We start from the raw sequence: 20,058 nt of genomic DNA on the forward strand, positions 1-20,058 counted from the left end.
AATCTGCGCCGGCCCTCAGCTTCCCTCCCCTAGCCCATGGGATTGCCCAGCGACCGGGCCAGCTCCTGCAATTCCTTCACCATCATGGCGCCCTGCTCCTCGGAATAGGTGGCCTTCAGCGCGGTAACGGACAGCCCCAGGCTGGGGCCGTGCGCCCCCCTCGTTGGGACCGATACCGCCAGGCACACAACTCCCGTGGTGGACTCCTCGTCCTCGAAGGCATATCCGCGCTCCCGGATGAGGGGCAATTGCTTCTTGAATTCAGCACCCGTCCGGAGTGATTTCGGGGTCAGTACGGGAAGTTCCTGGCCATCAGGGAACATCTCGTCGATGTCGTGGTCATGCAGCCTTGCGATGAGTGCCTTACCCACGGCACACAACGACACGGGCATCTTGTCACCGATATTCGAGGTCAGCCGGACCGCGGGATGCCCTTCGTAGCGGGCCAGGTAGATGACGTTGGTCCCGTCCAGCATGGCGATGCGGACGGTTTCGCCAGACAAGGTGGGCGCCTGCTCACAGAAGCGGTAGAACTCCTGCACCTCGTCCAGCCGGCTCAGGTAGGCGGCACCTAGTTCCACGAGTTTGCGCCCGAGCGTGAAGTCGGCCCCCTGCCGGTTGATAAGGCGCGCCTCCTCAAGGGCCAGCAGGAGGTTCGATGTTGATGATTTGGGGATGCCGAGTTCCCGCGAGAGATCGCTCAGCGTAAGCCGACCCGTCGCTGAAGCGGCCAGGGCCTCGAGTACTGCGGCGGCACGCGTCACGGCCGGCGCGGGGGACGCACTCCCTAGTCCGTCGGAAGTGCGGGGAGCCCGGGAATCGGCCATGATTCTCCTTCAGTTAAAGCGCGTCCGTAAGTGCGCCGTTCATTCACAACTGTTCATTCAGCTGAACAGTAACCATCATAATGTCTGCCGACCCGATTTGCTCCCCTGCGTGTATCGCCGGGGCGGGGCCCGCGCCGGCACCGGCGCCGGCACCGAGGGACCTTCGACTCTGGGAGGATCGGCCGGAGCATGAAAATGTTTCACATTTCCAAAAATTCACTGTATATTCATTCCAAGCCTTCCACCGCGGCATCCCCCAATAGCCGCGGTGGAAGGCTTTTCCAATTCCCCGTGATTCCGCGATCCAGAGGATCAAGCGGCGTCGGCCACGGCGTCCCGGAGCCGCCACCCGCCACCGAGCCCGTCACGGATCAATTCCATGGTGGTCAGTGCCGAGTTCTCGTTGCGGCCAAGGCGCGCCTGGACCCGCCACACCTCGATGTCCACTCGCCCCAGGCCCTTGGGCATCCTGCGTTCGGCCTCCCACCAGCTGATGCGCTCAAACCAACGGACCGGCTCGGCACTAATGGTCCATTCGCGGCCACCGCGGAGAACGGAAAGCGGCCGGCCGTCCGGGGCCAGCCTCATCATGACGTGTTCCATGCCGCCACACTATGAACAGGGTCCGACATTCCTCCCCGGGCGCCAATGACCATGGCCCGGACGACAAAAAACCCCGCCTTTGCCTGCCTGATCGGCCTGCAATGACGGGGTTTTGCTGGTGGGTCCTACCGGGATCGAACCGATGACATCCACGGTGTAAACGTGGCGCTCTACCAGCTGAGCTAAAGACCCAAACCGTGGTTTCCGCGCCTCAGCGCTTCAACCAACGAACAGCAACTCTACCGGACAAGTCCCGCCGAACGCCAATCGACGAACCCGCCACGGGGCAGTGAGGTGAACGTCACAGGTCCGGCAGTTCGGCCGCCAGCCACGTCAACGATTCACTGACCCCCGCCTCCAGCTTGATGGTGGCCAGGTCATCGCCGCGCGTGGCTCCCCTGTTGATGATCACCACTGGTTTCTCCTGCTTGGCGGCGTGACGGACGAATCGAAGGCCGCTCATGACCGTCAGTGAGGATCCGGCAACAACCAGAGCGCCGGCCGCGTCGACCATGGCGTACGAGCGCTCCACCCGGTCCTTCGGGACATTTTCACCGAAGTACACAAAGTCGGGCTTGAGGGTGCCCCCGCATGCCGGGCAGTGAGCCACGATGAAACTGCTGATCAGGGCCGAGTCCTCCACGGTTGCATCGGCGTCGGGCGCGATCTCCACCACGCCGTCCGCCAGGGCCCGTTCCAGGAATCCGGGGTTCAGTTCCTCCAGCACTCCTGCCAGCAGGGTCCTGCTGTAGCGGCGGGCGCAGGACAGGCAGGCCACCCGGTCGAAGCGGCCATGGAGGTCGACAACATTGATGCTGCCCGCGTCTTCGTGGAGCCGGTCCACGTTTTGGGTGATAAGGCCGGTGAGAAGGCCCCGCTGCTCAAGCCGGGCCGCGGCCGCATGGCCCTCATTCGGATCGGCGCGACGGAGGTGCGACCAGCCGATGTGATTGCGCGCCCAGTACCGCTGGCGGTTGGCGGCGTGCCCGATGAACTCCTGATATGTCATGGGCGCCCGTGGAGCCGCACCGGGCCCGCGGTAGTCCGGGATACCAGAGTCGGTGCTGAGGCCGGCCCCGGTCAGGAGTGCGAAGCGCTTTCCCGCTATGGCGTCCCTGATGTCGGCCAGGGCTCCGATTTCGTCCGGCGCAGGAGCGGCAGCACCCACCGGCGGCAGGCTGGCGAACCCAGTCATGCCAAGTCCGGGGTGCCGCTGCCTCATTCCGTCAGTTCCCGCCGAGCTCCGACAGGGCTGCGCGGTATCCCGCCAGATCACGGGCCTGGCCGCGCGGATTCACCACGACGTACCGGATGATGCCGTGCGCGTCGATGATGAACGTTCCACGCTTCGCCATGCCGCTGGCCGGGTCGAAGACGCCGTATTCCGATGCCACGTCCCCGTGCGGCCAGAAGTCGGCCAGCAGATCAAATCCATAGCCTTCCTTTTCCGCGTAGGCCCGCACCGTGAATTTGCTGTCCACGGATATCGCCAGGACAGTTGCGTTCGCATCTTCGAACAGCGAAAGGTTGTCCCGGATCTCGCAAAGCTCTCCGGTACAGATCCCCGAGAAGGCAAACGGATAGAAAACCACGACGACGTTGCGCCCCCGAAGCTCCGACAGCCGGACCGGTTCGCCGTACTGATTGACCAGCTCAAAGTCAGGGGCCGGCTCTCCGACCTCCGGGACGCTGGTCGTTGCGGGATTTTCTGCCGTTTGCAGCGGCTGAAGCGTCACTTGTTCTTCCTGGTGACCAGGCGCGTGGCGCTCCAGTCCTTGGATACACCGGCCGAGGTGGTGAGGTGAAGCCCTGCCGTGGGTGCCGCTTCCTGGATCTCCGCCGGGGACACGTAGCCATGCCTTCCCGACTTCGGAGTCAGAACCCAGACCACACCGTTCTCACTCAACGTGGTCAGGGAATCCATGAGCGTGTCAACAAGGTCCCCGTCGCCGTCCCGCCACCAGAAAATGACGGCGTCTACAACGTCATGGTCGTCTTCATCCAGGAGTTCGGACCCGGTGAGGTCCTCAATATCATCACGCAAGTCGAAGTCGACGTCGTCGTCGTAACCGAACTCCTGAATCAGATCCCCGTTTTTGAAACCCAATTTTTCCGCCACATTTACCGAAGTGGCGGCGTCGGCCTCACTCACGTGTTCCTCCAATGCTTAGTCATTTGCATAAATCTAGTGATTTCCATTACTACAAGCCAACACCCTTTGTGCCTGCTCTTCAAGCTACTGCCCCAGCGATCCCACTTATTCTGCGTCACACCAACGGTCTGGCGGCGGTCCGGCCCGGCGGCTACCGTCACAAACCAGTATGACGTCAAATACGACAAGCACGTCAGGCAGCGGCTACGCATCGGATAGCTCTCACAGCTAGAGTGGCTGATGACGTCTATGCCGGCGGGGCGATCGCCCTGGATTTAAGCGGTCATAGACGTGATAGGACCCTGCCCGGCGCACATGACCGGGCTGTTGTAACCGATACGTCGCACACGTCGCGTTCACGCCAGGCAGTTACCCTGCCGGACCTGAGTGCGCCGATGCATGCGCGCAAAGAGAGGTTGGACGTGGCTGCAGGAGAAGATACCTCCCATATCCTCAGCGGGTTGACTAACCAGCTGCCTGATCGTGATCCGGAAGAGACCGCCGAATGGATTGAGTCCCTGGATACGCTGATCAGGGAACAGGGCACCGAGCGTGCCCAGTACATCATGCGCAGTCTCCTGCAGCGTGCCGGCGCCCAGAGCGTCGGGGTTCCGATGGTCACCACCACGGACTATGTGAACACCATCCCGGTGGACCAGGAAGCGGAGTTCCCCGGGAACGAGGAATACGAACGCCGCTACCGGGCGTACATGCGCTGGAACGCCGCGGTGATGGTGCACCGGTCCCAGCGGCCGAACATCGGCGTGGGCGGGCACATCTCCACCTACGCCGGGGCCGCGACCCTGTACGAGGTCGGCTTCAACCACTTCTTCCGCGGCAAGGACCACCCCGGCGGCGGGGACCAGGTCTTCTTCCAGGGCCATGCCTCCCCCGGCATGTACGCCCGCGCGTTCATGGAAGGACGCCTGACCGAAGAGGACCTCGACGGGTTCCGGCAGGAAAAGTCCAAGGCCGGCCACGCCCTGTCCTCGTACCCGCACCCGCGGCTGATGCCGGACTTCTGGGAATTCCCCACGGTGTCCATGGGCATCGGGCCGATGAACGCGATTTACCAGGCCCAGTCCAACCGGTACCTGCACAACCGGGGCCTGAAAGACACCTCGGACCAGCAGGTCTGGGCGTTCCTGGGCGACGGGGAAATGGACGAGCCCGAGTCCCGCGGCCTGCTCCAGCTCGCCGCGAACGAGAACCTGGACAACCTGAACTTCGTGATCAACTGCAACCTCCAGCGCCTGGACGGACCGGTGCGCGGCAACGGCAAGATCATGCAGGAACTCGAAGCGTTCTTCCGCGGCGCGGGCTGGAACGTCATCAAGGTCGTCTGGGGCCGGGAGTGGGATGACCTGCTGACCCGGGACGCCGACGGGTCGCTGGTGAAGATCATGAACGAAACCCCGGACGGGGACTACCAGACCTACAAGGCCGAGTCCGGCGGGTTCGTCCGCGAACACTTCTTCGGGAAGACCCCGCAGACCAAGGAACTGGTCGCGGACCTGAGCGATGACCAGATCTGGAACCTCAAGCGCGGCGGCCACGACTACCGCAAGGTCTACGCCGCGTACAAGGCCGCCACCGAATTCAAGGGCAAACCCACCGTCATCCTGGCCAAAACCGTCAAGGGCTACGGACTCGGACCGCACTTCGAAGGCCGCAACGCCACCCACCAGATGAAGAAACTCACCCTGGATGACCTCAAGTCGTTCCGGGACCACCTGCGCATTCCCATCACGGATGAGCAGCTTGAGGGCGACCCCTACCAGCCGCCGTACTTCCACCCGGGCAACGATGCGCCGGAAATTGCCTACATGATGGAGCGCCGCGCAGCCCTGGGCGGGTCCGTTCCGGAACGCCGCAGCAAGCACGCCGCCCTCACGCTTCCTGACCCGAAGTCCTACGAAGTGGCAAAACGCGGTTCGGGCAAGCAGCAGGCAGCCACCACCATGGCCTTCGTCAGGCTCCTCAAGGACCTCATGCGGGACAAGGAGTTCGGCAAGCACATCGCCCCGATCATCCCCGATGAGGCCCGCACGTTCGGTATGGACGCGTTCTTCCCGACGGCGAAGATCTACAACCCCAAGGGCCAGAACTACCTGTCCGTGGACCGGGACCTGGTCCTGGCCTACAAGGAATCCGCCCAGGGCCAGCTGATCCACCCCGGCATCAACGAAGCCGGCGCCGTCGCAGCCTTCACCGCCGCCGGCACCGCCTACGCCACCCACGGAGTGCCGCTGATCCCGGTCTACGTGTTCTACTCCATGTTCGGCTTCCAGCGCACCGGCGACGCCTTCTGGGCAGCCGCGGACCAAATGACCCGCGGCTTCATCATCGGCGCCACCGCAGGCCGGACCACCCTCACCGGCGAAGGACTCCAGCACGCCGACGGCCACTCCCCCATCCTCGCCGCCACCAACCCGGCAGTGGTCACCTACGACCCCGCCTACGGCTACGAAATGGGCCACATCGTCCGCGACGGCATCGAGCGCATGTACGGACCGGATTCGACTAACCGGAACCTGATGTACTACATCACCGTCTACAACGAACCCATCTCCCAGCCGGCCGAGCCGGATGAACTGGACGTTGAAGGCGTGATCAAGGGCATCTACCTGCTTGCACCGGCCAAGATCGACGGCCCCCGCACGCAGATCCTGGCCTCGGGCGTTTCCGTTCCGTGGGCCCTGGAAGCCCAGCGCCTCCTGGCCGAGGACTGGGGCGTCTCAGCGGACGTCTGGTCCGTCACGTCCTGGAACGAACTGCGCCGCGACGCCATGGCAGCGGAAGAGGACGCGTTCCTCAACCCCGGCGAACCGGCACGAGTGCCGTTCGTGACAGCACAGCTCGAAGGCGCCACCGGCCCCATCGTGGCGGTCACGGACTACATGAAGGCCGTCCCCGACCAGATCCGTCAGTACCTCCCGAACGAGTTCGCTTCGCTCGGCGCGGACGGCTTCGGCTTCTCCGACACCCGCGCCGCGGCCCGCCGCTTCTTCAAGAACGACATCCACTCCATAGTGGTCCGTTCCCTCGAGATGCTTGCGCGCCGAAGCGAAGTGGACGCCCAGGCTCCTGCCCAGGCGATCGAGAAGTACCGGCTGAACAACGTCAATGCCGGCTCCACAGGAAACGCTGGCGGCGAATCCTGATCCGGCTGCAGTGAATCACGACGGCGGCGGTCCCCACCAAAAAGGCGGGGGCCGCCGTCGTCGTTGTGTTCCCGGCGTCAGGCGGACTACGGGTCTTTGTGACGCAGCGCAAATCGAGTTGTAGCCTTTGCACAAATGGAGCTTGGCCTGCGCGCACCGTATGCTCGATGCATGGCAGAGCCAACCCCCACTCCCGAAAAGCGCAAGCCGGCCTCGCGCGCCCTGACGCCGGAAAAAACCCAGACGCTGAAGAAACTCCGGGCCAGCGTGGGGCAGTTGTCCACCACCACCATGCGCCAGCTCGAAAAATCGCTGCCTTGGTACGGCCGGCTCAGTTCCGATGAGCGGTCCGCCCTCGGGATGGTGGCCCAGAACGGCATCGCCGCATTTGTGACCTGGTACGAGCGGCCCAGCTCGCCGTCGTGGATCCTCACGGATGTTTTCGGGACCGCCCCCACCGAGCTGACCCGCTCCATCAGCCTGCAGAAGGCGCTCCAGCTCATCAGGATCGTGGTGGAGGTGGTGGAGGACCAGGTGCCCGTCATCGCGCCGGAGGCGGACCAGCCGGCGCTGCGGGAAGCCGTGCTCCGCTATTCACGTGAAGTGGCCTTTGCCGCCGCCGATGTCTATGCCCGGGCAGCCGAGTCGAGGGGTTCATGGGACACCCGGCTTGAGGCCCTGATTGTTGACGCCATCCTGCGCGGCGAAAACACCGATGCCCTGCGGTCGCGCATTGCCGCCCTCGGCTGGAAAGCACAGGAGCGCTTTACCGTAATGGTGGGGAATTCGCCGTCGGAACCGAGCGCCAGCTACGTCAGCGAGCTGCGCCGGACGGCTGGCCGGTTCGCCGAGGACGCGCTGGTGGGGATCCAGGGGGACCGCCTGATCCTGATCCTTGGCGGAGTCCAGGACCGTGAGAGCGCCTACCTGAAGCTCAGCGAACTCTTCGCCCCCGGCCCTGTTGTCTACGGGCCGGAAGCGGGTTCCCTGCTGGAAGCCAGCAGCTCGGCGCAGTCCGCCTTTGCTGGGCTGACCGCAGCGCGGGCCTGGCCCTCGGCGCCGCGCCCGGTGGCGGCAGACGACCTGCTGCCGGAGCGGGTCATTTCCGGGGACGACGCTGCACGCCGGTCCCTCATCAAGAACATCTACCGGCCTCTGATTGCCGCGTCCAACGGACTGGTGGAGACCCTGGGCACCTATCTCGAGCTTGGACACTCGCTCGAGGCAACGGCCCGTGAGCTCTTTGTGCACGCGAACACCGTCCGCTACCGGCTCAAGCGTGTTTGTGACGTCACCGGCTGGGATCCGCTCCTTCCCCGGGAGGCGTTTGTGCTTCAGGCGGCCCTCGTGGTGGGACGGCTTTCCGTGCCGCCCAAGGCACCCACCGAACGCCAAACGTCCCGGAACGGCAACTGAACCGTTGTAGACTTCCTACAAACTGACCCAGTGAGCTTGGTGTATGAATACACCGAGAATCACGCGGTAATTTGGAAAGCTGGATACGTGCTTGCAATCGTCTGCCCTGGACAGGGCTCCCAGACCCCTGGTTTTCTGGCCCCCTGGCTGGAACTGCCTCCCGTCGCTGGCCATTTGGCCTCCCTCAGTGAAATAGCAGGCATCGACCTCACCGCACACGGCACTACGTCGGATGAGGAAACCATCAAGGACACGGCGGTGGCGCAGCCGCTGATCGTGGCGGCCGGCCTGGTGGCCGCAAAGTCGCTTTTCGACGTCGAACTCAGCGCTCTCCCTGTCATCCTCGCCGGACATTCCGTCGGCGAGATCACGGCGTCGGCGCTTGCCGGAGTCCTGACGGAGACCGAGGCCATGACGTTCGTGCGGGAGCGTGCCAACAGCATGGCCGCTGCCGCCGCGGTCACCCCCACCGGCATGAGCGCCGTGGTTGGCGGAGACCCGGCCGAGGTACTGGCCGCCATTGAAGCAGCCGGCGCCACGCCGGCCAACGTCAACGGGGCCGGCCAGACCGTCGCGGCGGGCACGTTCGAACAGCTCAAGGCCCTTGCGGAGAATCCTCCGGCCAAGGCGCGCGTGATCCCGTTGAAGGTGGCCGGAGCGTTCCACACCTCGCACATGTCACCTGCGGTTGCGGCGCTGGAAGCGCTGAAGCCCTCGCTGCAACCCCGGAATCCGCAGGTGCCGCTCTTGTCCAACTTTGACGGCAAGGAAGTGACCGACGGCGACGCAGCTGTCGGCAGCCTCATCGCCCAGGTCTCCCGCCCGGTCCGTTGGGACCTGTGCATGGAAACGCTGGTGCAGCGCGGCGTCACCGGCGTCATTGAACTTGCACCGGCCGGAACCCTGGCCGGACTCGCCAAGCGGGGCATGCCCGGGGTCAAGACCGTTGCCGTCAAGACGCCGGACGACCTCACCGCTGCCCTGGCCCTATTCGCAGAACTGGAGGGACAGGCATGAGCGCTCCCGCACTCAAACAGGCACCAATGCGCGAACACACCCGCATCCTCGGACTCGGTGCTTACCGGCCGGACGTCATCGTCACCAACGAAGACGTCTGCCAGTGGATCGATTCCTCGGATGAATGGATCCGGCAGCGCACCGGCATCGTGACCCGTCACCGGGCTCCCGCAGACGTCAGTGTCATTGACATGGCTGAGGGCGCGGCCCGCGAAGCCCTGGCGAAAGCGGGCATCGAGGCCAGCCAGCTGGGCGCCGTGATCGTCTCCACCGTGACGCATCCGTACGCGACGCCCTCGGCCGCTGCCAGCCTGGCGGACCGCATCGGAGCAACGCCCGCTCCGGCGTTCGACATCTCCGCAGCGTGTGCCGGCTACTGCTACGGCATTGCCCAGGGCGACGCACTGGTCCGTTCCGGCGCAGCCGAATATGTGCTGGTGGTGGGTGCGGAGAAGCTTTCGGACGTCATCGACAACACTGAACGCACGATTTCCTTCCTGCTGGGCGACGGCGCCGGCGCCGTGGTGATCGGTCCCTCCGACACCCCGGGCATCGGACCGTCCGTCTGGGGTTCGGACGGCAGCAAGTGGGACGCCATCGGCATGACGCATTCCCTGCTCGACGTCCGTGAGCTTGCCCTTGCCGCGAACAAATCCGGGGCCCTGAGCACCGAAGAGGCTGCGGTCACCGACGCCGCCATCTGGCCCACCCTGCGCCAGGACGGCCAGACTGTTTTCCGCTGGGCAGTGTGGGAGATGGCCAAGGTGGCCCAGCAGGCCCTCGACGCCGCCGGCATTGCGGCGGAAGACCTCGCAGCGTTCATCCCCCACCAGGCCAACATGCGCATCATCGACGAGATGGTCAAGAAGCTCAAGCTTCCCGAGACCGTCAAGGTGGCCCGGGACATTGCCGAAGCCGGAAACACGTCGGCGGCTTCCATTCCGCTTGCCACCCACCGCCTGCTCCAGGAAAACCCCGAGCTCAGCGGCGGACTGGCCCTGCAGATCGGATTTGGCGCCGGACTGGTGTTCGGTGCCCAGGTGATAGTGCTCCCGTAGCCGAACCCTTTACCCACAACTGAATACGTTCTGAAAAGCACGGATTCGCGAACCAAGCCGTAACCGCGGTTTGAATCATTTCCGGCAGCACCTGCCGGCAACAACAAGAAAAGGAGCCATCAATGGCTAGCAACGAAGAGATCCTGGCCGGCCTGGCTGAAATCGTCAACGAAGAAACCGGCCTCGCCACCGAAGCCGTCGAGCTGGACAAGTCCTTCACCGAGGACCTGGACATCGACTCCATCTCCATGATGACCATCGTGGTCAACGCTGAGGAAAAGTTCGGCGTGCGCATCCCGGACGAAGAGGTCAAGAACCTCAAGACCGTCGGTGACGCTGTCAGCTTCATCGCCGACGCACAGGCCTAGTCCTGGCTCCTGCCGGCAACGGCCGAATCCGGTATTCGGTCCGGGGCGCTGATCCAGCGTTCCGGACCGGACACCGCTGAATGACCCCAAGTTTTCCCCACGCATCCCCGGCCAGGCATTTCCCGGACTCGGCATGCGCACCGATAGAGAGTGATCCCATGGCACGCAAAGTAGTCATTACCGGTCTGGGTGCCACCACGCCCATTGGCGGCGATGTCCCCACAATGTGGAATAACGCGCTGAAGGGCGTCTCCGGCGCACGCACGCTCGAGGACGACTGGGTAGCGAAGTATGAACTGCCCGTCCACTTCGCAGCACGCGCCTCCACTCCCGCCCTGGACGTCCTGAGCCGCGTGGAAGCCAAGCGCATGGATCCGTCCACGCAGTTCGGCGTTGTCGCTGCCCGCGAAGCCTGGGCCGACTCCGGCATTACCGAAGTGGACCACGACCGTCTGGCTGTGGCTTTCGCCACGGGTATCGGCGGCGTATGGACCCTGCTGGACGCGTGGGACACGCTGCGCGAAAAAGGCCCGCGCCGTGTCCTGCCGATGACCGTGCCCATGCTGATGCCCAATGGCGTGGCAGCAGCGGTAAGCCTCGACCTTGGCGCCCGTGCAGGAGCACATACTCCGGTGTCCGCCTGCGCGTCAGGCACCGAAGCCCTGCACCTCGGCCTGGACCTGATCCGTTCCGGTAAGGCGGACGTCGTGGTCTGCGGTGGCGCCGAAGCGGCGATCCACCCCATGCCCATTGCCGCGTTCGCCTCGATGCAGGCTCTTTCCCGCCGCAACGACGATCCCGAGCACGCATCGCGCCCCTATGACACGGACCGCGACGGCTTCGTCATGGGTGAAGGCGCCGGCGCCCTGGTCATCGAGGCCGAGGAACATGCCCTGGCCCGCGGAGCCCGGATATACGGCGAGCTCGCCGGAACGTCCGTGACGGCAGACGCCTATCACATCACCGCCCCGGACCCGCAGGGCCTGGGAGCCACCCGTGCCCTGAAGGCGGCCATGTTCGACGGCAGGATCCAGCCTGAGGAAGTGGTCCACGTCAACGCCCACGCGACGTCCACGCCCGTGGGTGACAAGCCGGAATACACTGCCCTTCGTGCCGCCCTTGGCGCGCATGTCGACAATGTTGCGGTCTCCGCGACGAAGTCACAGATGGGCCACCTGCTGGGTGCCTCAGGTGCGGTAGAGGCCGTGCTGACCGTGCTGGCCATCTACGAACGCAAGGCGCCGGTGACCATCAACCTGGAAAACCAAGACCCGGAGATCCCGCTCGACGTCGTCACCAAGACTGCCCGCGACCTGCCCTCCGGCAACATCGTGGCACTGAGCAACTCGTTCGGGTTCGGCGGCCACAATGCCGTGATTGCGGTCCGCAGCATCTAACGTCCGCGCTAGCAATAGCAAGAGGCCCCCGCCGTCCGGCGGGGGCCTCTTGCGTTATGGAGGTTGTGGCAAAACGGCGGCCGGTTAGCCCACCTGGTGCAGCCAGCGCACGGGTGCGCCCTCGGCAGCGTGCCTGAACGGCTCGAGCTCTTCGTCCCAGGCTTCGCCGAGGGCAAGTGACAGCTCGTGGTAGACGGCGGACGGGTCGCCGGCACCGGATTCGTAGGCGTAGCGGATGCGGTCTTCGGAGACCATGATGTTACCATGCACGTCGGTGACGGCGTGGAAGATTCCCAGCTCGGGAGTGTGCGACCACCGTCCGCCGTCTACGCCTTGGCTGGGCTCTTCAGTGACCTCATAGCGAAGGTGCGCCCAGCCGCGCAGGGCGGACGCCAGCAGCGCGCCGGTGCCCGGGCTGCCGGTCCAGGACAGTTCCGAACGGAACATTCCGGGCGCAGCAGGCTGAGCAGTCCACTCAAGGTCCGTCCGCTTGTCCACGACAGACCCAATGGCCCACTCAACGTGGGGGCACAGGGCGGTCGGGGCCGAGTGAACGAACAAGACACCGCGGGTCATTGCAACAGACATTCCATCCTCCATAGCTGTAGGTACGTCTTCCCCAACGACCTCTGCCTGGATGTGTGTCTGCCGCGCCGGGTCCGCATGCTGCCGTGGTCCCTGCAAAGCTATGAAATTAGTGCCGGCTGATGCCTGAAACTGCTTGAGGGCGAGCTTCAAGCCTGACTTGAGAGTTGCCGGGCATGACTCTTATTGTGCCGTACCCCGCCTAATTACGCCAGTGCAATTCGGCGCGCCGGAAGCGGTCTGGAAATGTCACGCGCGCGGGTGCGCCTGCTGGTAGCTTCGCCGGAGCCGGTCAACCGAGACGTGGGTGTAGATCTGCGTGGTGGCCAGGCTGCTGTGGCCGAGGATCTCCTGCACGGCCCTGAGATCGGCTCCGCCGTCCAGCAAATGGGTGGCGGCAGAGTGCCGGAGTGCGTGCGGACCGGTGGCAGCGGTGTCGCCCAGCGCGTCAAGAAGGTCCTTCACCACCACACGAACCTGCCGCTGGTCCACCCTGCGGCCCCGGACCCCCAGGAAGAGTGCCGGACCGCTCCCCTCGGCTGCCAGCAGTGGCCGTCCGCGTCGCAGCCAGTCGTCGACAGCGACCGCAGCCGGGAGCCCGTACGGCACCGTCCGCTCCTTGTTGCCCTTGCCGACCACCCTCAGCGTCCGGCGGTCGGGGTCGAGATCGTCAACGTCCATCCCTGCCAACTCCCCCACCCGGACACCGGTGGCGTAGAGCAACTCCACCATGGCGCGGTCTCGAAGGGCGAGGACTCCGCCGTCTTCAGCAGCAGCCTTCAGCCCGTCCATGACACGGACAACCTGCTGCTGGTGCAGAACGCCGGGCAAGGACTTTTCCCGCTTCGGCGCCTTCAGGCGAAGCGCCGGGTCGGCCTCGAGGAGCTCCTCACGGACAGCCCAGGCGGTGAAGGACCGTGCGGTGGCTGCCCGCCGCGCAAGTGTGGAACGGGACACGCCGGCCTCACTCTGCGTGCCGAGCCAGCGCCGCAGCGTTGCTAGTTCGATCCCGTCGAGGTCGGTGGCGCCGTCGGCTGCGGCGGCCGACAGCAGGCTGTGGACGTCCGACAGGTAGGCGCGAACGGTGTGGGGCGACCTGGCGCGTTCATTTTCGAGGTAGCGGCCGAAGCCGTGTGCGGCGCCAGCGAGGGCTGCGGGAAGATCAGGGGTGTCCACGCTCCCACTTTCCCATCATTTGGCGGCCACGCAACGAACCACGTGACTCAACACGCCTTGCGGGAACGCTTCCAACCGCCTCGTTCGGATTCAGCGAGCCCCAACAACCCCAGCCTGCCCAGCCCCGCCCTGACGGAATCAGCACTTAACCCGGCAACTGAAGTCAGCTTTTCGACAGAACTGGTGGTCCGCAGCGGTAGTGCGTCGAGCAGGATGAGGTCCTCCAGCGTGAGGCCATCATGGTCGGCGGGCTGTCCCGGGCCAAGGTTGGCCAGCGACTCACCACTGGGAGAGGCAAGTTCGGCAATTTCCCCGGCATCAGTAACGCACACGGCTCCCCCCTCGCGAATCAGCCGGTGGCAGCCTGCGGAATTGGCGCTGTGCACGGATCCGGGGACGGCGCCGACGGCGCGGCCCAGGTTTTCGGCATGATGGGCAGTGTTCAGTGCACCGGAGCGCCAGCGGGCCTCCACCACCACAGTGACTGAGGACAGCGCGGCGATGAGGCGGTTCCGTTGCAGGAAACGGTACCGGGTGGGAGCGGATCCGGGCGGGACTTCAGCCAGGACAGCACCCTGGTTTGCGACGGCCCTGAGCAGGTCCTCGTTGCCGGATGGATAGAAGCGGTCTACTCCCCCGGCCATCACGGCGATGGTGGGCATGGTGTCGCCGGTACCCGCCAACGCAGCCCTGTGAGCGTGGGCATCAATCCCGTAAGCCCCGCCGGAGACGATGGTGAAGCCCCGTTGGGCCAGCGAATAGGCGAGGTCGCCGGTGACGGCTGCACCGTAGCTGGTGCTGTCGCGGGACCCGACAAGCGCAATGGACCTGGAAGCCGCGGGCAGGGGCTGTTCCACCCCGCGCCACCAGAGGCAGATGGGTTCATGAAGGTCCAGGTCGGTCAACTGCCTGGGCCATAGGGCGTCGGACGGCATGATCATGCGGCCGCCCAGCCGGTGCATGGTGGCGAGGTCCCGCTCCGGAGCAAGGTCCGGTATCCGGGGGGCCCAGCGCCTGAGCGAGGCGTTCATTCCGGGCCAGCTGCTGGTGCCGTTCTCTGCCAGCAGCGCTGTCATGGCCTGCTCAAGCTCGGGACCGGTTGCCAGCTGTCCGGTGGCGATTCGAAGCGCATCCACGGCACCGGCGGTCCTCACGAGCGCCAGGCCCACGGCGTCCTGGGGCTCCATCAGACGCGACAGGGCGGCCCGCGCTATGCGTTCAGTGTCAGTCATCGTTTTCCTTTCAGGCCGCAGCCGAGGCAGCTTGCCGGAGTCCCAGCGCCTGCCCGATATCGTCGTGGTCCGGGGTGTCGCGGCCGGCCAGGTCCGCCAGCGTCCACGCGAGGCGCAGAACGCGGTCGTATCCGCGGGCGGTGAGGACGCCGCGTTCGAGCGAGTGGTCCAGGATTCGCGTGGTTGGTGACGAGAGGCGCAATGCCCCGCGAAGCACGCGGCCAGGCACTTGTGAGTTGGTTTCCAGCCCCAGGGGGCGAAGTCTCAGCAGCTGACGCTCCCGGGCGCCACGGACCCGGGCGGCGATTGCAGGAGTGTCTTCCTCCGCGCCCGTCCGGCCGAAGTCCGCAAGCGAAACCCGTTCCACCTGAAGCTGGATGTCCACCCGGTCCAGCAGAGGCCCGGACATCCGTGCCAGGTACCGGCGCCTCATCATCGGCGTACAGGTGCAGTCGAGCCCTTTGCCCGAAGCCTTACCGCAAGGGCAGGGGTTGGCAGCAAGCACAAGCTGGAACCTTGCCGGATAGGCGGCGGTGCCCGCAGACCGGTGGATCACCAGTTCGCCGCTCTCTAAGGGTTGCCTGAGCGCGTCAAGGACCCGCCGCTCGTATTCCGGAGCCTCGTCAAGGAACAGTACGCCACGGTGCGCCCTGGACGCCGCTCCCGGCCGCGGCAACCCCGAGCCACCCCCGATGATGGCGGCGGCTGTGGCGCTGTGGTGCGGATTCTCAAACGGCGGCCGGCGAAGGAGCTGCACGGCGGCAGTCGGCAACGCACACAGGGAGTGGATGGCGGTCACCTCCATGGCCTCGTTGTCAGCCAAATCCGGCAGCAGGCCCGGAAGCCGTTCAGCCAACATTGTCTTCCCGGCCCCCGGCGGACCGGACAGGAGCAGATGGTGGGCACCGGCGGCAGCAACTTCAAGCGCCCTCCTGGCATCACCTTGCCCGGAGACGTCGCACATATCCGGCGCCATCCCGGCCCCGGAGGCGGCGGCGTCGGAGGAATCTTCGTCGTCGGGTTCGAAATCCAGGGCAAGCTCCTGCGGATCCGCCCCGAAGTCACATGCGAGCCGGGCCAGTGTCCTGTACCCGCGGACCCTGGCCCCCGGCACGAGTTCAGCCTCAGCCGCATTTGCGTGCGCCACCACAATGTCCGCATACCCGGCCTGCACGGCGGCCATGACGGCCGGGAGGATTCCCCGGACCGGCCTGAGCCTGCCATCGAGGCTCAGTTCGGCGATAAACACTGTCCGCTCTGTGGAGCGGATGTCATTCGCGGCGCGAAGGACGGCCATGGTGATGGCCAGGTCAAAGCCGGAACCCCGTTTGGGCAGCGAGGCCGGGATAAGGTTCGCGGTGATCTTTCTGCGGCTCAACGGGATGCCCGAGTTTTGCGCGGCGGACCGGATGCGTTCCTTGGCTTCGTTAAGTGAGGCGTCCGGAAGGCCGAGTATGACGAAGGCCGGGAGGGTCTGGCCGATGTCGGCTTCGACCTCGACGATGTACCCGTTGAGTCCCACAAGCGCCACTGAGTAGGTCCTGCCCAGGGCCACCTACCCCACCCCTTTGAGGTGCTCCACACGCGGCTGGCCGGCGCCGTCGTCAAGGACTGAAACGACGTCGACGCGCCGGAAAGGCATGCGGAGTTCGTGGTCGCGGCACCATGCCGACGCGAGCCGGTGCAGCCGCGCCAGTTTGGCAACACCGACGGCTTCGAAGGGATGACCGTAGGCGAGGGATTTACGCGTCTTCACTTCGGCGATGACAAGCGAGTCGCCGTCCAGGGCGACGATGTCGATTTCACCTTCGGGACAGCGCCAGTTGCGGTCCACGATCCGCATGCCCTGTGATTCCAGATATCCGGCCGCTAATTCTTCGCCGCGCCGGCCAAGCAAGTCTTTGGCTCTCATTGTTACCTCCGCCATCAGCCTGCTGGAGAGGCGGAGGCCGGCAAACCGGCGGAGGGAGCTATGTGGGAAACCCGGTCAAAAGAGTCCTGTGGAGGAGATGTTGCAGCGTTGCGCGAGGCGCTAGGCGCGGGTTCCGCATCTCATGCAGTGGGCAGACTGGTGTGGCCGCTCATCATAGAATCCGGCATGGCTGCTCCAGATGTGCCCTAGGAACCAGCAGAGTATTTTCACGGTGAGATCTTCTCTGATTTCAGCCTGGTAGGCGGTGCCAGTACGAGCCTGCGGTGCTCGATTCAAGCACCGCCAGTATTTGTCTGAACGACGCGGAACCCCCCGCACTGCGGTAAGCCGTCGGAACAGAACTACGAATCAATCCCTTACAGTAGTCTCGCGCCAAGGACGGCCTGGATGCCAGACCCCGGGCAAAAAACAGGTAGTGCAACCCGCTGATACGGTGGTCGCCTACCCGCTTCAGGCGCCCGGCCCGGCTACCCGTGCGTCAGCCGCTGCGGTCAGTTGCCCAGGTCCACGTCCTTGGGAAGGGCGAGTTCCTCGTTGCGGGGCAACTCTTCGACGTTGACGTCCTTGAAGGTGATCACCCGCACACTCTTGACGAACCGGGCCGAGCGGTAGACGTCCCACACCCAGGCGTCCTGGAGGGTGAGGTCGAAATAGACTTCGCCGTCGGCGCTGCGCGCCTGCAGGTCCACGTGGTTGGCGAGATAGAAACGCCGCTCGGTCTCGACTACGTAGCTGAACAGCCCGACGACGTCACGGTATTCGCGGTAGAGCTGCAGCTCCATATCGGTTTCATAGTTCTCAAGATCCTCGGCACTCATGGTTCCATCTTGCACCATTCCGCGCGGCCCCGCGGCCAAGGTCGGAGATCCAGGGTCAGAGAATCTGCCAGCTGACCCGGTGATAGGGGGTTGGCCCGGTGGCTTTGAGGGCCTCCTTGTGGGACGCCGTCCCGTAGCCTTTGTTTTCGTTCCAGCCGAAGGATGGGTACTCATCGTGCAGCGAACGCATCAGCTGGTCCCGCTCCACCTTGGCCAGGATGCTGGCAGCGGCCACGCTCAGGCACTGCATGTCCGCCTTGACAAGGGTGTGGACCGGCGCGTCGCAGCCGGGCCCGGCCGGTGCGTCGTCGAAGAGAGATGCCTGCGTTTCCGGTGAGAGCCAGTTGTGGCTTCCGTCGAGCAGCACCACGTCGGGGGTGATGCCGGCCGCCAGGATCTGGAGCCAGGCCCGCGTCCCGGCCGTCCGCAGGGCCGCGATGATGCCCATTGCGTCGATCTCGGCGGCAGAGGCGTGGCCGACCGCCGACGCGACGCTCCAGTTCCGCACCAGGGGCTCCAGCCGCTCCCGGTCGGCTTCTTTCAGGAGCTTGCTGTCGCGGACGTCGTCGAGCAGCACCGGCCGGGTCAGGTCCACGACGGCGATTCCGACGGTCACGGGTCCTGCAATGGCGCCGCGCCCTACTTCGTCGATGCCGGCCAGCAGCCGGGCACCAGAGCTCAGGAAGCGGTGCTCGTAGTCGAGGGTCGGTGCAAGGGACATTTATTTTCCAGCCGGTGCGGGTACGTTCCGGAACACATCGGGATAGTTGCCCAGCCCTGTCAGGCGGTTGAGGGGCCAGGCGATCACGGCCGCCTTGCCCTCGATGTCCGGCATGTCGATGAAGCCGCCGTTGCTTTCCTGGTGGGCCCGGGAATCGGCCGAGTGGTTCCGGTTGTCGCCCATGACCCAGATCTTGCCGTCCGGGACGACGACATCGAAGTTGCGGATGTCCGGGACCTCCGCGGGGTTGACGTACGTTTCATCCACGGCCTGGCCGTTGATGGTGAGTTTGCCGCCCGCATCGCAGCACACCACATGGTCGCCGGGGAGTCCGATGACGCGCTTGACCAGGTGCTGCTCCGAATTGTCGGGCAGGAGCCCCACAAACGTCAGGCCGTCCTGGACCCAGGTGAAGGGTCCGTCAGCCTTCTCCGGCGTGGGCACCAGCCACCCCTTGGTGTCTTTGAAGACCACCACGTCGCCGCGTTCGAGGGCAAAGGGCTCCGGAACAAGCAGGTTGACGAAGATCCGGTCGTTTACGTCAAGCGTGCTGACCATCGATTCGGACGGGATATAAAACGCCCGGAACAGGAAGGTCTTGATCAGGAAGGACAACACCACGGCGATGGCCACCACCGTGAGCACCTCTTTGATCCAGAGGTACACCGGGCCATGGGCCCTGCCTTCTTTCGCCGGCTTCGGCGGGCGCGACTTCGAGTGGGCGCCTCTCGAACCGGCGGTCCGGCTGTCGGTCCGGTGAGCGGGCGCATCGGCTTCTGCAGGCAGGCCGGTATCCGGAGCTTCCTCCGGAAAGGCTGTATCCCTGTCCGTGGCAGTCCCCGCGAGTTCGCGGCCGGCACGGTCGCGCTTGAACGGATCAGGAGTCCGGGGGTCAATCTCGGGCATCTACTGTCCGTCCTTCGTTGTCGTGCTGGTTTCTGCGGGCCGGGGTACAGCCGCAAATCTGTCGAGTGGCCAGATAATCTGGACCGGCCTGCCGATGATCCGGTCCAGGGGCACCATGCCGCCACCCGGGGCGCCCAGCAGGCTTCGGGAGTCTGCGGACATGGACCGGTGGTCTCCAAGCAACCATAACCGTCCGGCCGGAACGATCACACTGAACTTCTGCTTGCTCGGAGCGTCTCCGCCATAGAGGTATGGTTCCTCAAGCGCCTGACCGTTAACTGTGAGCCGCTGCCGGTCATCGCAGCAGATAACATGATCGCCGGGCAACCCGATAACCCGCTTTATGTAGGTTGTATCACTGCCCGTGATGCCAAGCCAGTGGCCGGCTGCCGCCGCGCCGTCCTGCAGCGGTCCGTTGCCGCTGTTGAGCGGGGCGAACGTCCCGCGGCCGTCGAAGACCACCACATCACCGCGCCGGACCGGCTCGGACTGGAAGTCAGTGCGGGAAACGAGGATCCTGTCGCCTGCGCCGAAGAGCGGCTCCATGGAGGCGGACGGGATGTAGTAGACATCCAGCCAGAGTCCGCGGACAAGCCCGCTGATGAGCAGGGCCAGCGCGATGGCCAGGAACGCAAAACGCCAGCCCAGTTTCCTGGGCTGGCGTTCTGACTGGTCCATGATCCGT

General features: G+C 65.1%; 20 protein-coding genes and 1 tRNA gene. 6 read left to right on the forward strand and 15 right to left on the reverse strand.

Translation table 11 applies throughout. The annotated features are described in order from the left end of the window. Positions 1-29: 29 nt before the first annotated feature. From ACSQ1X_RS12520 to ACSQ1X_RS12545, 6 genes are all read right to left on the reverse strand, one after another. A complete protein-coding gene (locus tag ACSQ1X_RS12520; protein ID WP_436057903.1) occupies positions 30-827 on the reverse strand; it encodes an IclR family transcriptional regulator in 798 nt (265 codons plus the stop codon). A 312-nt stretch (positions 828-1,139) separates the two neighbouring features. After that, a complete protein-coding gene (locus ACSQ1X_RS12525; RefSeq protein ID WP_055803690.1) occupies positions 1,140-1,430 on the reverse strand; it encodes a hypothetical protein in 291 nt (96 codons plus the stop codon). Between the two features lie 116 nt (positions 1,431-1,546). Continuing rightward, positions 1,547-1,622 (reverse strand) — tRNA-Val (locus tag ACSQ1X_RS12530). A gap of 109 nt (positions 1,623-1,731) precedes the next feature. Next, a complete protein-coding gene (locus ACSQ1X_RS12535) occupies positions 1,732-2,652 on the reverse strand; it encodes an NAD-dependent protein deacetylase (protein WP_436057904.1) in 921 nt (306 codons plus the stop codon). A 4-nt stretch (positions 2,653-2,656) separates the two neighbouring features. Further along, positions 2,657-3,166: a peroxiredoxin gene (locus ACSQ1X_RS12540; RefSeq protein WP_235506044.1), complete on the reverse strand. Its 510-nt coding sequence runs from the start codon at positions 3,164-3,166 to the stop codon at positions 2,657-2,659. Further along, positions 3,163-3,582: a DUF3052 domain-containing protein gene (locus tag ACSQ1X_RS12545; RefSeq protein ID WP_055803775.1), complete on the reverse strand. Its 420-nt coding sequence runs from the start codon at positions 3,580-3,582 to the stop codon at positions 3,163-3,165. Before ACSQ1X_RS12545 ends, ACSQ1X_RS12540 begins: the two co-directional genes overlap by 4 nt. A 395-nt stretch (positions 3,583-3,977) precedes the next feature. Between ACSQ1X_RS12545 and aceE the strand changes: the two genes are divergently transcribed. The 6 genes from aceE (at position 3,978) to fabF (ending at position 12,002) form a co-directional block, all read left to right on the forward strand. Beyond that, entirely contained in the window at positions 3,978-6,746 is a 2,769-nt protein-coding gene (gene aceE, locus ACSQ1X_RS12550) for a pyruvate dehydrogenase (acetyl-transferring), homodimeric type (RefSeq protein WP_436057905.1), read from the forward strand. A gap of 171 nt (positions 6,747-6,917) precedes the next feature. Further along, positions 6,918-8,162, forward strand: coding sequence for a PucR family transcriptional regulator (locus tag ACSQ1X_RS12555; RefSeq protein WP_436057906.1), 1,245 nt, complete (start codon positions 6,918-6,920; stop codon positions 8,160-8,162). Between the two features lie 87 nt (positions 8,163-8,249). After that, positions 8,250-9,179, forward strand: coding sequence for an ACP S-malonyltransferase (locus tag ACSQ1X_RS12560; RefSeq protein WP_436057907.1), 930 nt, complete (start codon positions 8,250-8,252; stop codon positions 9,177-9,179). Further along, positions 9,176-10,237: a beta-ketoacyl-ACP synthase III gene (locus ACSQ1X_RS12565; protein WP_055795815.1), complete on the forward strand. Its 1,062-nt coding sequence runs from the start codon at positions 9,176-9,178 to the stop codon at positions 10,235-10,237. The genes ACSQ1X_RS12560 and ACSQ1X_RS12565 overlap by 4 nt, the downstream gene beginning before the upstream one ends. A 122-nt stretch (positions 10,238-10,359) precedes the next feature. After that, entirely contained in the window at positions 10,360-10,605 is a 246-nt protein-coding gene (locus tag ACSQ1X_RS12570) for an acyl carrier protein (RefSeq protein ID WP_028271673.1), read from the forward strand. A 158-nt stretch (positions 10,606-10,763) separates the two neighbouring features. Next, the gene (fabF, locus tag ACSQ1X_RS12575; protein WP_436057908.1) at positions 10,764-12,002 is read left to right on the forward strand and encodes a beta-ketoacyl-ACP synthase II; all 1,239 of its coding nucleotides are present in this window, start codon (positions 10,764-10,766) and stop codon (positions 12,000-12,002) included. Positions 12,003-12,086: 84 nt separating this feature from the next. Here fabF and ACSQ1X_RS12580 read toward each other — a convergent pair whose 3' ends face one another. The 9 genes from ACSQ1X_RS12580 to lepB (ACSQ1X_RS12620) form a co-directional block, all read right to left on the reverse strand. After that, on the reverse strand, positions 12,087-12,590 hold the full coding sequence (locus ACSQ1X_RS12580; RefSeq protein ID WP_011692312.1) for a DUF3145 domain-containing protein: 504 nt from the start codon (positions 12,588-12,590) through the stop codon (positions 12,087-12,089). A gap of 246 nt (positions 12,591-12,836) precedes the next feature. Beyond that, positions 12,837-13,763: a tyrosine recombinase XerC gene (locus ACSQ1X_RS12585; RefSeq protein ID WP_436057909.1), complete on the reverse strand. Its 927-nt coding sequence runs from the start codon at positions 13,761-13,763 to the stop codon at positions 12,837-12,839. A 47-nt stretch (positions 13,764-13,810) separates the two neighbouring features. Further along, positions 13,811-14,995, reverse strand: a complete 1,185-nt coding sequence (gene dprA, locus ACSQ1X_RS12590) for a DNA-processing protein DprA (protein ID WP_436057910.1) — start codon at positions 14,993-14,995, stop codon at positions 13,811-13,813. A gap of 10 nt (positions 14,996-15,005) precedes the next feature. Then, a complete protein-coding gene (locus ACSQ1X_RS12595) occupies positions 15,006-16,550 on the reverse strand; it encodes a YifB family Mg chelatase-like AAA ATPase (RefSeq protein WP_436057911.1) in 1,545 nt (514 codons plus the stop codon). Continuing rightward, the gene (locus ACSQ1X_RS12600) at positions 16,551-16,907 is read right to left on the reverse strand and encodes a YraN family protein (protein WP_055795913.1); all 357 of its coding nucleotides are present in this window, start codon (positions 16,905-16,907) and stop codon (positions 16,551-16,553) included. A gap of 512 nt (positions 16,908-17,419) precedes the next feature. Then, positions 17,420-17,746, reverse strand: a complete 327-nt coding sequence (locus ACSQ1X_RS12605; RefSeq protein WP_003806068.1) for a DUF2469 domain-containing protein — start codon at positions 17,744-17,746, stop codon at positions 17,420-17,422. Positions 17,747-17,801: 55 nt separating this feature from the next. Beyond that, positions 17,802-18,467, reverse strand: a complete 666-nt coding sequence (locus ACSQ1X_RS12610; protein ID WP_436057912.1) for a ribonuclease HII — start codon at positions 18,465-18,467, stop codon at positions 17,802-17,804. After that, a complete protein-coding gene (lepB, locus tag ACSQ1X_RS12615; RefSeq protein WP_436057913.1) occupies positions 18,468-19,373 on the reverse strand; it encodes a signal peptidase I in 906 nt (301 codons plus the stop codon). Further along, entirely contained in the window at positions 19,374-20,051 is a 678-nt protein-coding gene (gene lepB, locus ACSQ1X_RS12620) for a signal peptidase I (RefSeq protein ID WP_436057914.1), read from the reverse strand. Between the last annotated feature and the right edge of the window lie 7 nt (positions 20,052-20,058).

This window comes from Arthrobacter sp. LjRoot78, assembly GCF_964254335.1.
GTDB lineage: Bacteria > Actinomycetota > Actinomycetes > Actinomycetales > Micrococcaceae > Arthrobacter.